We start from the raw sequence: 13,776 nt of genomic DNA, 5'->3' as shown, positions 1-13,776 counted from the left end.
CTGTTCTACTCAAACTCCCAACCTAAAAATCCTTAAATCCTATATTTAGAGGCACTAATGGCTATCAACACCGAGACTACTGGCAAGCAAAAAGCCCTGACTATGGTACTCAACCAGATTGAGCGCAGCTTCGGTAAAGGAGCAATCATGCGTCTAGGAGATGCTACCCGGATGCGGGTAGAGACAATTTCCAGCGGAGCGCTCACCTTGGATTTAGCATTGGGTGGCGGTTTACCCAAAGGACGGGTGATTGAGATTTATGGCCCGGAAAGTTCTGGTAAGACAACAGTAGCTCTCCATGCGATCGCCGAAGTGCAAAAAGAAGGCGGTATAGCAGCCTTTGTTGATGCTGAACACGCCCTTGATCCTACTTACGCTGCCGCCTTAGGTGTAGACATTGACAACTTGCTAGTTTCCCAACCTGATACTGGTGAATCGGCTTTAGAAATAGTCGATCAACTCGTTCGCTCCGCCGCAGTTGACATTGTAGTCATTGACTCAGTAGCAGCACTAGTTCCCCGCGCCGAAATCGAAGGCGATATGGGTGATATTCACGTTGGTCTCCAAGCCCGGTTGATGAGCCAAGCTTTACGTAAAATCACTGGCAACATTGGTAAATCTGGCTGCACAGTAATTTTTATCAACCAATTGCGGCAAAAAATCGGCGTTACCTACGGTAGCCCAGAAACCACAACTGGCGGTAACGCCTTGAAATTTTACGCCTCCGTGCGCTTAGACATTCGCCGGATTCAAACCTTGAAAAAAGGTACAGATGAATTTGGTAACCGCGTCAAAGTGAAGGTAGCAAAAAATAAAGTAGCGCCGCCTTTCAGAATCGCCGAATTTGACATTATTTTTGGTAAAGGAGTTTCCACTCTAGGTTGTATTGTTGACCTGGGAGAAGAAACTGGCGTCCTAGTCCGCAAAGGCGCTTGGTACAGTTACAACGGCGATAATATCTCCCAAGGCAGAGACAACGCCATCAAATACCTCGAAGAAAAGCCAGAATTTGCCGAACAAATTAAGCAGCTAGTGCGTGAAAAGCTAGACAAGGGGGCGGTTGTGTCTGCTAACTCCATCACCAAGGTCAACGAAGACGAAGATGAAGAAGAAGCTGAGTTAGAAGAAGAATAACAATAGGTTGACGAATCCCCGGACTGGGTGAGCATCACTTCTCACATTCCCCCAAAAAGTCCGGGGATTTTTTAGCTCAATCCAAAATTCATCTGTAATACCAGTTCACTGACAAATTCATAATATGTAAGATATACAAGTAATATCTAGTCACAATTATAGGAAAAGTCAACAATTTTTTCCCATTAATACGTTTTTTAAGTAGCAAAAGTTACATTGAGCTAAGAATATACTACTATATTTAACCGAGTAATCTCAATCTAAAACACCAAGACTTTTAAAGCGCGATAACGCTTCTTAGCAATACAACCTCTCGATTTGTGTTAATATATCGAGAGATGATTAAATTCGGCTGTACGGTTTGTTGCTATTTACACTCGTATTACAGACATCTCCGGATCTAAATCTCTACACTCTCGGTTTCTGGAGATTTTTTTTATGTCAATTTACGTCGGTAACTTATCCTATGAAGTTAGAGAAGAAGACCTTAAGCAGGTCTTTTCAGAATATGGGACTGTTAAGAAAGTCCAACTACCTATCGACCGCGAAACAGGACGCGTTAGAGGTTTTGGCTTTGTAGAAATGGACTCAGACGCGGAAGAAGAAGCAGCAATTGCTGCCCTTGATAACGCTGAATGGATGGGCCGTAGCTTAAAAGTTAACAAAGCTAAACCGAAGACAGACGGCGGCGGCGGCGGCGGTGGTAGACGCGGAGGTGATGGTGGTGGATACTCTCGACGCTACTAAGGTTTAAAACCAAGAATTTAACTCTAAGGTCTTAAGGGCAGACAAAGAGTCTGCCTTTTTTAGCGATTTGCTTGACTGCATTGCTTACAACTAAATAGCTACTAATTAAGTCAATTTAGCAGGAGAGAGAATGACCCAAATAATCGTCGGCGAAAATGAAGGAATTGAATCAGCCTTACGTCGGTTTAAGCGACAAGTATCCAAGGCTGGGATTTTTCCAGATATGAGAAAGAACCGTCACTTTGAAACTCCTCTGGAAAAACGCAAGCGCAAAGCAGTTGCCAAGCACAAGCAAAGTAAGAGACGGTTCCGAAATTAAGGTTAACTGTCTTTGATAAAGGCAGGGGATTGTTTTTTAAACAGGTGTAGCAACTGTGACCCCAGAAGCCAAACACATTGTTAGCGAACTAAGAAGTGAGTTCTACTCTCTCTTTGCTGCTGCTATGAGTATGCCAGTGAACATAAGCGGTACATCCTATAGTAGTAATTCCCCTATTGCATCTTGGATGGATAATCGGCGGCGATTAAACTATGTAAACATATACGCTTACATAGCACCTGACGAATTTATCCCATTGCGCCCTTTTATTCTTCGTCTGGCTATTAATAAGAGCGCTCTTCAAGTCATGATGGTCAAAAAGGGGCAAGTATGTCGAGGTCTTAATCTGTTGTGGGACTTCGAGCTAACTGTATTGCCAAGAGAAATCTTAGACTTTCTTCCTTGGATAGTTAACTTAGTAGAAGCTCATGAGAAAGGTTCACCCCTGTTGCTACAGTCACCACCCCATCCATTTGAATTAAATTTGCCAGCAGTTGGGTTATGCAATGACCCATGGACTGAAAAAGCTAGGCTCCTTACAAAGAATCAAGGTTTGTGTGAAAGCCCCTCGGTTAACGTCCTAGGGGATGAAACACGAGCCATATTGCTCTAGCCTTCGTGTACAGGCATCCTAATGGCATCATCGAACAAGATAGAATTGATTATTCAATATGAGTATTACAAGAAAATAATGATCTAGAAATCAAATAGAACCGCCAAAAATTTCAACAAACCATTTCTTCAAGTTTGGTAAACCTTGAATTTGTTTTTCAACTGCCGTCATTGATTCTTTGGTGAGTTTAACCCCAGTACAGTAAACCTAATCAACCAAAGTAACCACAGAATTTTTACCCTTACAGCACTTCACAAGTAAATAAAGTACACATCTTAATATTATAAATCTTGTGGGGTGGGCCGAAAAGCCCACCCTTGTGTAGCTCACTCAGATGAAATATGCTGTAAAAGTTAGGTTTGAGACCAACTGTAGTACATTATTAACACTGTCGAGTAAGCTACCACTCCCACACTGTTCAAGCCATTAAAAAGCTCTTCAACAGGATTATATTTCAGGATTATATTTACTGTGGTAGGGCCGATAGTAAGCCAATTTAATTGCAATTTTAAACTTTTGAGTAAATTAAAGAATTAAGATATATAAATTGGGTTCGCCAAGAGTGATTTCCTGGTATGTTCCCCTAGTTAATAACTATTTTACGGATGTGATAGAAACGGTATTTGACACGCAACCACCAATCCTCTTTTTAGGTCAACGATACAATCAGCAGTCAGCTTGAACTGAACGAAACATAAAAATCACTTGCCCCCTTCAGGTAAAAAAACCGTCTTGAGTCAGATCCGAGCAATCAGAAAAGTCAAAGCTCATATCTCAAAACATCACTGATCTTTCTAAAACAACAACACCCAATCTCGGACTAACTGAGTGATTTCCTCTCTTTTGTGATTTTATGCAGGGTTGCACTGATTGAACGCTTAACAATCGCAGTATACTAAGCAATCAGCCGCATAGCCCCCTCTTGATTACCACTTTGAGGAGATATCAGTTTTGGAGTTGGGTGTTATTGTTAGTTGACGAGACAGATGTTGAAACAGCGTCTTTACCTCTTAACTTAACTTTTGGACTTTGGCTGTTGGATCTGCCAGGGAAGTTTTTTAGCTTCTACTAATAAATTATCACTATGGAATGTGAAGGGATGTCTTTTGCAACTAAACTTTACTTTTAAGCAGGTGAAGGAAATTAAAGATGATTTCACTTGTGGTAATTGGCAATGATTCTAGGCTTAAGTAAACTCTCTATATCAATCAATACCAATTAGTTAAAGGGCGTTACTGTTTCAGTGAATAAAGTTAAGAAATTTAAGAAATGTAAATTCGCTACCCTTGCATTAATGGTTAATCAACTCTGACAGTTATACGGTAGATATTGTTTAAGTTTCTTGAAAATACCCTGAAAATAGCCTCTATTGCTTCACACCCCTAAACAGCAATCCCCTGGAAAAAGTTACGTTTGTTTATTTATAACTATTTTCCACCACGATATAATAATAGCGTTCAAATAATCATAGTTTTTATTTAACTGATATTGATGCTTATTTAAGTATGTACAATATTTTTTTGGAGGTTTAGTACCTTAATTATCTTACCCGTAGGTACTTTGCCATTATAATGATTTTTTATCATTGAAATCAAAAAATCCGCAAATTTACCATAGGTTATCTTAGGTAATTAATTTTATTCTGGGTACTTGGGCAAGAATAAACTAAAGTATATTGCTCTTGAGTTGGAAAAATTGCCAGGACTCCCCAAGGAAACCTGGCTGGATAAATGGGCATTTCATTCCAGAGGGTTAATTCCTAGGAGAATGGCCAGGCGATAAGCTGCACAGATGGCAAAAAAGTTGATTGAGCAGTTTTCCCAGAACTGGGGGCTGAAAGTCAAGACTTATTTAGAGCATTATTCTTGCAGAGAAGACCCAAAGACATGAGAATTTGAGGAAGAGCCATGCTGGGAAATGAGCGGGGAAAAATCCGCCACCTATTCGTCCTTCAAGACCTGCACGGGCAAAGAACTATCCCCCTGCTAGAGACGACTTACTCTCTTGGGCGGGATACTAGAAACGCTATTGTTCTGCATTCCCGTTCTGTATCGAGGCAACATGCGATTTTATTGCGGGTAACTATTCCAGATACCGATCAATATGGTTTCCGGATTATTGATGGCAACTTCAAGGGCAAAAGAAGTACTAATGGCTTAATCGTTAATGGCACTAAATGCTTTTCTCATAACCTCCAGCATGGAGACACGATTTCTTTTGGCAATCATCAAGCTCAGGCTAAATACTATGCTATTTCCAACTTATCAGAACAAGCGTTTTCTGAATCTTGTCAAGTAGAAGACATTTCTAGCTTTCTGTTGGAACAAGCCAATCCCGCCAATCCTTTTGAAACCCTAATTATCCGCGATCCCAACTTGGAAGGAGCTAGTGAGGGCGCCCTGGCTCGCCTTGCATCCTTTCCTGAACTCATCCCTAATCCAATTATCGAGATGGATTTAGAGGGAACAGTTACATATCTCAATCCAGCCGCGGCTGTCAAGTTCCCCAAACTCAGGAAAATGGGCAAGCAGCACCCTATCCTGGCAGAACTTGTGAATGCGGTGCAGAACCAAGAGGGAAATTCTTTTGTCCGGGAGATAGAAGTTAACGGAGAGATTTTTGAACAATCCGTTCACTACCTGCCTGAAAGTGATTTAATTAGAACTTTTATTATTAGGGAAATTACGGGACAAAAGCAAGCTGAGGCAGAACTACGCCAACGCGATCGCTTGCTACAAGCAGTTGCTGAAGCCGCCAATTATTTGCTGGCGGAAATGAACTACGAGACAGCCATTAACAAAGCGCTGGCAGCCCTAGGGGAAGCAGCTGGGGTAGATCACGTTTATCTCTTCCAGAACCATCCCCATTTAGTTACGGGACAAATGGCGGTAAGCCTACGGTTTGAATGGACGCACACTGGTGTTGAAACCTCTTACTGCCACTGGCAGAATCAGTCTTATCAAACTTGTGGACTAGAACGCTGGTATACTGCCCTCTCTAGGGGCCAGTCTATTAGTGGACTCACCCAAGAATTTCCGCCCACCGAACAAGAACTTCTGACCAGATACGGCATTAAATCTCTCCTGCTGGTGCCTCTCCGCTTAGAGGAACAATTTTGGGGTTACCTTGGCTTGGCAGACTGTAACTCAGAGCGTTATTGGTCAAGACACGAAGAATCTACCCTCTTAACGATGGCCGCCAGTATCAGTGGCGCTCGCCAACGTCAGCAGGTAGAGGAAAAGATTCGCTATCAGGCCCTTCATGACCTGCTCACTGGATTGCCCAATCGCTTGCTATTTAATGAAATACTGGCTCTAGCCCTGCCCAACGCGGCGCAGAATCAGGAAAGTTTAGCTGTTATGTTCCTTGATCTAGATCGCTTCAAGATCATTAACGATACCTTGGGGCACACACTGGGAGACAAATTTTTACAAAGTGTAGCTCAAAGACTGAAAGATGCTCTCCGACCTGGGGACACCGTTGCCCGTTGGGGAGGTGATGAATTCACCATCCTCATGGCCGGAATTACTCAGAGAGAAGAGGTAGCCCAAGCAGCTCAGAGAATCTTACAAGCCTTAGAAAATGCTTTTCATCTTCAGGGACACGAACTTTATGTAAGTGCCAGCCTTGGGATTGCGCTGCTTGATGACAACAGTCCTGATGCCGAAACTCTGATCCAGCACGCGGATGCTGCTTTGTATTATGCCAAAGATGAGGGCAGGAATAACTACCAATTCTATAGCTTGTCCCTAAACGCTAAGACTCCCGAACTCCTGAGTTTAGAGAGGAGCCTGCGCCATGCCCTAGAACGGGAAGAATTAGTGGTTTACTACCAGCCTCGGGTCAACATCACTACAGGGAAAATAACTGGTATGGAGGCTTTGTTGCGCTGGCATCACCCTGAAATGGGGATAGTCGCCCCTAATGTCTTCATTCCTCTTGCTGAGGAAAGTGGATTAATTGTCTCTATTGGCGAATGGGTATTACAGAAGGCCTGTAGTCAGAATAAAGCCTGGCAAGCAGCGGGATTGCCTCCCCTAACTATCGCTGTCAATCTTTCTCTCAAGCAGTTCTGCCAACCTAAACTGGTAGAGATGGTAGCCAATATTTTAGTAGAGACGGGACTAGAAGCGCACTTTTTAGAGTTGGAGATTACGGAAACGATCGCTATTGAGGATATCGATTTCACTAAAACTGTGCTCAATGATTTGGAGCAAATGGGGGTATACCTCTCCATCGATGACTTTGGTACAGGTCATTCTTCCCTTTCCCGCCTCCAGGTGTTACCGCTCCACAGTCTAAAGATTGATAGTTCTTTCATCCGAGAATTGACAACGAATTCCAAGGTAGCTCATATTATCCAGGCTATAGTTACCTTAGGGCGAAGCTTGGGTTTGCGCCTGACTGCTGAAGGTGTAGAAAAGCCAGAGGAATTGGAGTTCTTAAGATCAATTCACTGCGACGATGTCCAAGGGTTCTTGTTCTATCGACCGCTTTCTGCCCAACAAGCTACAGAAATTCTCCAAGTCAACGCTGCACATCCATGTCCACTTTCTTTTTCCTAGCAAGAAAGGGCTAATTAACATACATAATTCTGTCTTGCCGAAAGTGCATCTACAGTCCTGAGAAGGATTTTAACTGCATTAATTTTGACTACCATCAGCAACGACTGATGAGAGAAAAAGCAAGATGAACGCAGAGATAACCGCAGTCTGGGACAAGGTGCAGGTAATGATTAACGGCTTCATAATGTTGTTGCCAAATATCATTCTGGCCTTGATTGTCTTTACGCTCTTTGTTGTAGTTGGTAGAGCAATCAAGCGATTAGTCAAGCGCTTGACCCGCCATCACCGTTATGCTCGCAATCTGGGAATGGTGTTGGGAAGATTAGCACAGGGTATAACCATTTTGGTAGGTCTGTTTGTCTCTCTGTCTATTGTGATTCCCTCGCTCAAAGCAGGCGATTTAGTACAACTTCTAGGAATTAGTGGGGTGGCGATTGGTTTTGCTTTTCGCGATATTTTGCAAAATTTTTTAGCAGGTATTTTAATTTTGTTGACAGAACCGTTTCAAATTGATGACCAAATTGTTTTTAAGGGCTTTGAGGGTACGGTAGAGAATATTCAGACAAGGGCCACGACTATCAGAACTTATGATGGTCGTCGGATTGTCATTCCCAATTCTGAACTGTTCACCAATTCAGTAACAGTGAACACTGCTTTTGAAAACCGCCGCCTAGAGTATGATATCGGCGTTGGCTATGGTGATGATATTGACAGGACAAAGCAGTTAATGCTGGAAGCAATGCATGGTGTAGATGTTGTTTTAAAAGATCCGGCTCCCGATGTGCTGGTGATGGAACTTGCGGAAAGTACTGTCAATATCCGCATCCGGTGGTGGATTAAACCGCCACGCAGGATAGATGCTCTGGAATCGCGGGATCAGGTAATCTCTGCAATTAAACAAAAGCTGTATGTGGAAAATGGAATCGATTTACCCTATCCCACCAGACAAATTTTATTCCACGACCAAACTGAAGAGACTGATGGCGATCGCTCTCGTCAACGTGAAGGCTGGCCTAAAGGTAAAAGCGAAGTTCCCAAACCGCGCAGCATTAGCGGTTCGCTTCAGCGTTTAGCGCAAATCCAAAATGGTAACAGCAAGGTACGTGCTCACCAAGACGACAACGAATCATGAAAAATGTCAAGTTGAGCCAGTTTTGGAATTCAATCATGAGTAAGTAGCTCATTACCCGTTACTAATTAACAATTGACTTTCGATTGTGATTGTGTAGCACATCCAGTATCATTCAAGCTGTTTAGACTAGTGTTGTTTCAATCCAGGGGATAAAAACATGAAGGTTTGGCTGGCCTGCTTTTTGGTGCTGTTTGCCTTGGCGGAAGTATTTAACTGGGTGGGAAACTTTACTTTACCTTTGCCCATCTATATCTTGGGGGGGGCATTGTTAGCTGTTGCTTCTAATTACGATAAAATTATTGGCTCTTACTTCAGTGATATAACTAGCGAAATATCACCCGAACCACTCCAGTTAGATTCATCAACTCAATCTAGCCGCTCGATTTCTTTCACAATTGCCCGTCCTGTTGAGAATGCTCAACAATCGGAAATAGATTGACCTCTCCCCGGTCTAAAGACACGGGGATTCTAAACTGTTGCTACACGGAGGGCTAAAGCCGCTCCGTTTCGCTTTTGAGTTTTGGTTTCCCAGATGCGAAATCTGGTAGCAAGGGTCAAGACTTGCCTACAGACCTTGACTAGACATAAGTCTAATTGTGTCTCTACTTTGCGAAGTATATTCGCTGCACCATTTAGATCGGCATTGATGAGAATTCCTGCCCCAGTGCGGTACGTACCGCGTTTAACTCGTTTTCCGCTTGGTTTCCACCCTTCAGGTTTTTCGCCGAATGTAGGTAGAAAATCATCATCTAGAAAGCTAGCAATGCTTGTGTAGGATTCTTCGGTTTCCACAAACTGAATGCGATACTCTTGGCACAGTTGCTTAACTCGTTGTTTCAATTTGGCGGTAGGTATCTGCACAAAGGATTGAGTTGTCTTGCCAAGTGTTGCTTCTTGTCGTTGATATTGATTCCAGCCAAAAACAACTGTACCAATATGGTGTTTGAGGCAGTGGTCTACAACTAATTTTGCAGCCTTGTTAACCGCGTCTCTCATCTGACGATTACGCTTTTCTGTAATCTGGGCTAGTTGGTCATCCCAGTAGCCTTGTGGTTTGCCTTTTTTAAGTGTGCTAACACGCTTGTTATACCACTGATTAAGACTTTTAACCTTACGCCCATCAACAATAAAGCTAGTCCCAAAATTAGAAACACAACTTAGCCAATTGTTAATACCTGGGTCGATTGCTAGAGCGTTGCTTGGGTCGACATAGTATATTGGGGTTGAAATTTTCTCGTAGACAAACTCAGCGTAGAAACATTGATTCCTAGGCAGTATTCGCAGTTCCTTTATGTCTGCAAACTGCAAGTTAGACGGCATTGGAATTATGAAACTATCAAGCTTGAACCAACGCTTAACAGTGTTGCCTAAAGGAATCTTTATACTGTTACCAATAAGTTTTAATGCCTGCTTGGGATAGGCTACTAAGGCGTATCCTGCACCTTGACGATATTTGGGAAGCTTAGGCTTGAAGTGCAAGTCACCTTTGTTGTACTTCTTCTCCAACTCTTTGAAAGACTTGAACGATTCTGCAACAGACCTCAATATTTGTTGTGCCGCCTGAGAATGAAGAACTTGATAATGCTGATTGGTTTTGTATTCCTTCTCTAAGTCGTACTTACCAATCAATTTTTTGGTTTTCAAGTATAGTTGGCGAGCGTAGTAGATACCGCAGTTTGTCAGCTTATGCGACTCAGAACATATAAATTCAAGAACTGCTTTTAGCTCTGAGTCTGGACTAATTAAATTTTGTTGGCAACCGTACATTTGCTTTACCTTCTCTGGTATATGCTAACATGAATGTATCGCTATTGTGTCTTAGGTATACCAAAGAATTACATATTAGGATTACAGAGCGCAGAATGAACAAACTGCGCTTATATGCAGCCACTAAAGATAAAACTATTACTCAGGTTGTTGAAGAATTGCTTGACACTCTGCCTGAATTCAAGGATATGTTACAGGCAGGTTAAAACCTGCCGAGTCGTTTTTCATCCCCGGTCTAAAGCACGGAATACGTCCCTGTGCGCCTGTTCCTCCGGGGCTTTCAAACTCCCGTCTGTTTCTTGTAAATATAGCACCATCTCACTTAAATTTGCTGTGTTACTATATTCACGAGCCAAACTAGTATTAGTGCTTGGCAGCTTCTACTTCATAACACCTGGGAATAAGTGACGCCAGCTGAGCTAAATCACTGACAGAGCAAATAGTTACTTTTGGTGCTGCTTCTCCAAATGTAGCTGGTACTTCCAGCACTGTGAAATCTGGTGCTAATAACTTCGCTTCATCTACACCAAGCCGAGCAATAAAGGTGTTTTTGGCAGAAGATAATTACAGCCACAAAAACCACAGTTAGCAAATTATCCTAGTTGTTTACAAAAATTTTTATATAAAAAGATAAGTTTTGTAGCGTTTACACAAAATGCTATCTTTGCAACCAAAGTATGAGAATATTGCATGGCAATACAGTTATTTAACGGTTAGCAACTGTAATAAGGATTATATTTTTGTTAACATTATCCAAAAAACTCAAGTTGAGTAACTTTTAAGACAGAAAATAGTATCAAAAATTACGGATTCTATTTAAGTAGCACAAAATTGTTGGTGCTTAGGGACAAAAACAAGTGTTCAAGAAAGTTGTCATGATTGGGGTTTTGACCCTATTACTGCTGGCAGTACCGCTGATGGGCGATGCTTTTGCCCAAGCAGCAGCCGCTCCGCCTGCGGCCGATACGGGAGATACAGCATTTATGCTGATTTCATCAGCGCTCGTGTTGCTGATGACGCCAGGGTTAGCCTTCTTTTATGGTGGATTTGTGCGATCGCGCAACGTTCTGAACACGTTGATGATGAGCTTCGTACTCATGGCCATTGTGGGAGTTACCTGGATTCTCTGGGGCTATAGCCTTTCCTTTGCACCAGGGAACTCGATATTCGGTGGGTTCGATTGGTTGTTTGGCAATGTGGGGTTAGAAACTCAGGGCTACCTGCCGCATATGCCCTATGAGGATGCACTCATTGCAGCAGATCCAAAATATGCTGATTTAACGTCATATGCCGGGACGATTCCGCACCAGGCATTCATGATCTATCAAGCTATGTTTGCGATTATCACCCCGGCTTTAATTTCTGGGGCGATCGCCGAACGCATGAGCTTCCGGGCCTATTGCTTATTTGTGCTACTGTGGTCAACCTTTATCTACACGCCCTTAGCCCACATGGTATGGGCTAAAGGTGGATTCTTGGGGTTAGCTGGCGGTTTGGGTGCCCTCGACTTTGCGGGGGGTACAGTCGTGCATATTAGTTCTGGTGTTTCTGCCCTCGTAGCGGCAATCGTTCTTGGCCCTCGGAAAACCCATCCTGATCGGCTGAGTCCGCCCCACAACGTTCCCTTCATTTTGCTAGGTGCTGGTTTACTTTGGTTTGGCTGGTTCGGCTTCAATGCTGGTAGTGCCTTATCTGCCAACACAGTAGCCACGGTAGCCTTTGTTGCTACCAATACAGCTGCCGCTGCTGGTGCTTTAATGTGGCTGATTTTGGAAGGAGTTTTACGCGGTAAACCAACCGCTGTAGGTGCGGCGACAGGTGCTGTAGCTGGTTTAGTAGGCATCACCCCAGCTGCCGGATTTGTCACACCCCTATCAGCGATTTTAATTGGTTTCATCACCTCCTTTGTGTGTTTTTATGCGGTGAGTTTCAAGCACAAGCTGCAAGTTGACGATGCCTTAGATACTTATCCCGTGCATGGGGTCGGTGGGACTGTAGGAGCCTTCTTAACCGCCATCTTTGCCACGACAGCAGTCAATGCAGGTGGGAAAGATGGGGTGCTGCGTGGTAATTACGGTGAAATCTTAGTTGAACTAGCAGCGATCGCCATTGCTTATATCGTCGCTGCTGGTGGTACTTGGATCATTCTGAAAATTATCGATGCGACAGTCGGTCTGCGCGTCAAAGAGGAAGCTGAACTACAAGGCATGGATATCAACGAACACGGCGAAGAAGGTTACAACTCCGAGTTTGGCGATCGCATTAATGTTTCGTAATAGATAGTGGGATTTAGGCGCACTGGCGATCTAAAATCTGATTCAAACAATCGGTAAAATTCGCTAGTCGTGTCCAATCCTGCAAAAACCTTTCCTATCTGGGGACTTTTCTCCCTGGTAACCAACAGCATACTCATGTTGGCGGTCATCCTGCTGATTTGGCAACAGCAGAGATTGACCGCTTTTTTTGGCACAACAGCATCCTCGAATCAAGTCAGCCTCAAGAGTTCAGCCCCAGCCGCTACACCAGAGTTAGGCAAGCGTCACCAACTTAATTACCAGCAATGGTTAGACATCCTCAAGCAAGAAGCCAAGGTAGCTGCTGACGACCCTCCTAGGCACTTAACCATACTGGCCGGAGATTCACTGAGCTTGTGGTTTCCATCTAAGTTATTACCTGAAGATAGAAATTGGCTCAATCAGGCAATTTCTGGCGAAACCAGCAATGGACTTTTGCAAAGATTAAATCTATTTGACAGCACCCAGCCAGAAGTTATTTTGGTGATGATTGGCATTAATGACCTAATCCGGGGGGTGAGCGATGAGGTGATTTTAGACGATCAGCGGCGAATTATCACTTACTTACGCAAGATGCATCCCCAAGCGCGAATTGTTATCCAGTCGATTTTGCCTCATGGGGGAGAGGAAGCAACTTGGGAAGGACGAGCCAAATTACTAGCTATTCCTAATAGTCGTATTCGTCAGTTGAATCAGCAACTGCAAAGCATAGCTACTAAAAAAAATGTCACATATCTTGATTTACATTCCTTGTTTACTAACCAGGAAGGCAGTCTCCGCCGCGAATTTACTACCGATGGCTTACACCTGAGTCCCCAAGGCTACATAGTCTGGCGTACCGCATTGCAGATTTATGGACAGACGGAATTCAACTCCAGCCTCAGGAAAAGCGAAAGGGGGTGAAAACGAGATTTTCAAAGCCGCTTTCCTTGCATTGGCTAACCAATTTTGGACAGGTTTTTCCTAAGGGGAGATGACCTAGTCAAAATAGAGCCATCCCTTCCCGTAAGGGATACAAAATTCAAAATATGCCTGTCGTTATCGCGTCTTAGGGAGATCCAAAAAAGATCAAATGCCTAGCCGTATCAAATATATTTTGGGAAAATCCAAGAATTTAAGCGCTTTCGCGTTTTAGGCCAAAGGTAAGCTAACAGCATTTTATTATTGGTAAGTGCCTTAGCGCGAGAAAATGAATAATAGTAATT

The 13,776-nt window shown here is 43.3% G+C and carries 10 protein-coding genes and 1 pseudogene; 9 read left to right on the top strand and 2 right to left on the bottom strand.

Annotated features, from left to right (window positions below; all coding sequences use genetic code 11):
- The first annotated feature begins 57 nt into the window (after positions 1-57).
- The 4 genes from recA to H6G32_RS16635 all read left to right on the top strand — a co-directional run bounded on the left by recA (position 58) and on the right by H6G32_RS16635 (position 2,813).
- Entirely contained in the window at positions 58-1,134 is a 1,077-nt protein-coding gene (gene recA / locus H6G32_RS16650) for a recombinase RecA (protein WP_190460241.1), read from the top strand.
- A 438-nt stretch (positions 1,135-1,572) separates the two neighbouring features.
- On the top strand, positions 1,573-1,881 hold the full coding sequence (locus tag H6G32_RS16645; protein WP_190460239.1) for an RNA recognition motif domain-containing protein: 309 nt from the start codon (positions 1,573-1,575) through the stop codon (positions 1,879-1,881).
- A gap of 130 nt (positions 1,882-2,011) precedes the next feature.
- Complete coding sequence (rpsU, locus tag H6G32_RS16640) at positions 2,012-2,200, top strand: 30S ribosomal protein S21 (RefSeq protein ID WP_015206174.1); 189 nt, start codon at positions 2,012-2,014, stop codon at positions 2,198-2,200.
- Between the two features lie 130 nt (positions 2,201-2,330).
- Positions 2,331-2,813 carry a hypothetical protein gene (locus tag H6G32_RS16635; protein WP_242046620.1) on the top strand — a complete coding sequence of 161 codons (483 nt, stop codon included), beginning with the start codon at positions 2,331-2,333 and terminating at the stop codon, positions 2,811-2,813.
- Positions 2,814-2,903: 90 nt separating this feature from the next.
- Here H6G32_RS16635 and H6G32_RS27545 read toward each other — a convergent pair.
- Positions 2,904-3,056: pseudogene (locus tag H6G32_RS27545) on the bottom strand (ISAzo13 family transposase); the annotation flags it as partial.
- A 1,664-nt stretch (positions 3,057-4,720) separates the two neighbouring features.
- Between H6G32_RS27545 and H6G32_RS16630 the strand changes: the two are divergent.
- From H6G32_RS16630 to H6G32_RS16620, 3 genes are all read left to right on the top strand, one after another.
- Positions 4,721-7,378: an EAL domain-containing protein gene (locus tag H6G32_RS16630; RefSeq protein WP_190460235.1), complete on the top strand. Its 2,658-nt coding sequence runs from the start codon at positions 4,721-4,723 to the stop codon at positions 7,376-7,378.
- 124 nt (positions 7,379-7,502) lie between these two features.
- Positions 7,503-8,510, top strand: a complete 1,008-nt coding sequence (locus H6G32_RS16625) for a mechanosensitive ion channel family protein (protein WP_190460233.1) — start codon at positions 7,503-7,505, stop codon at positions 8,508-8,510.
- Between the two features lie 157 nt (positions 8,511-8,667).
- Positions 8,668-8,949: a hypothetical protein gene (locus H6G32_RS16620; RefSeq protein ID WP_190460231.1), complete on the top strand. Its 282-nt coding sequence runs from the start codon at positions 8,668-8,670 to the stop codon at positions 8,947-8,949.
- A 29-nt stretch (positions 8,950-8,978) separates the two neighbouring features.
- Here the strand turns inward: H6G32_RS16620 and H6G32_RS16615 are convergent, their stop codons facing one another.
- Positions 8,979-10,277 (bottom strand): RNA-guided endonuclease InsQ/TnpB family protein, encoded by a 1,299-nt coding sequence (locus H6G32_RS16615; RefSeq protein ID WP_190460229.1) that lies wholly within the window; start codon positions 10,275-10,277, stop codon positions 8,979-8,981.
- A gap of 875 nt (positions 10,278-11,152) precedes the next feature.
- On the opposite strand from H6G32_RS16615, the gene H6G32_RS16610 reads away from it, so the two are divergent.
- Complete coding sequence (locus H6G32_RS16610) at positions 11,153-12,553, top strand: ammonium transporter (protein ID WP_199328141.1); 1,401 nt, start codon at positions 11,153-11,155, stop codon at positions 12,551-12,553.
- Positions 12,554-12,622: 69 nt separating this feature from the next.
- Positions 12,623-13,474 (top strand): SGNH/GDSL hydrolase family protein, encoded by an 852-nt coding sequence (locus tag H6G32_RS16605; RefSeq protein ID WP_190460225.1) that lies wholly within the window; start codon positions 12,623-12,625, stop codon positions 13,472-13,474.
- The last annotated feature ends 302 nt before the right edge of the window (positions 13,475-13,776 follow it).

The sequence above is a fragment of the Cylindrospermum sp. FACHB-282 genome (assembly GCF_014697195.1).
Lineage (GTDB): Bacteria > Cyanobacteriota > Cyanobacteriia > Cyanobacteriales > Nostocaceae > Cylindrospermum.
This window is presented reverse-complemented; position numbering and strand designations above follow the sequence as displayed.

Bases quoted from the DNA above. Each gene is read 5' to 3' on its own strand.
- recA (WP_190460241.1), top strand. From the start codon at position 58: ATGGCTATCAACACCGAGACTACTGGCAAGCAAAAAGCCCTGACTATG.
- H6G32_RS16645 (WP_190460239.1), top strand. From the start codon at position 1,573: ATGTCAATTTACGTCGGTAACTTATCCTATGAAGTTAGAGAAGAAGAC.
- rpsU (WP_015206174.1), top strand. From the start codon at position 2,012: ATGACCCAAATAATCGTCGGCGAAAATGAAGGAATTGAATCAGCCTTA.
- H6G32_RS16635 (WP_242046620.1), top strand. From the start codon at position 2,331: ATGCCAGTGAACATAAGCGGTACATCCTATAGTAGTAATTCCCCTATT.
- H6G32_RS16630 (WP_190460235.1), top strand. From the start codon at position 4,721: ATGCTGGGAAATGAGCGGGGAAAAATCCGCCACCTATTCGTCCTTCAA.
- H6G32_RS16625 (WP_190460233.1), top strand. From the start codon at position 7,503: ATGAACGCAGAGATAACCGCAGTCTGGGACAAGGTGCAGGTAATGATT.
- H6G32_RS16620 (WP_190460231.1), top strand. From the start codon at position 8,668: ATGAAGGTTTGGCTGGCCTGCTTTTTGGTGCTGTTTGCCTTGGCGGAA.
- H6G32_RS16615 (WP_190460229.1), bottom strand. From the start codon at position 10,277: ATGTACGGTTGCCAACAAAATTTAATTAGTCCAGACTCAGAGCTAAAA.
- H6G32_RS16610 (WP_199328141.1), top strand. From the start codon at position 11,153: ATGATTGGGGTTTTGACCCTATTACTGCTGGCAGTACCGCTGATGGGC.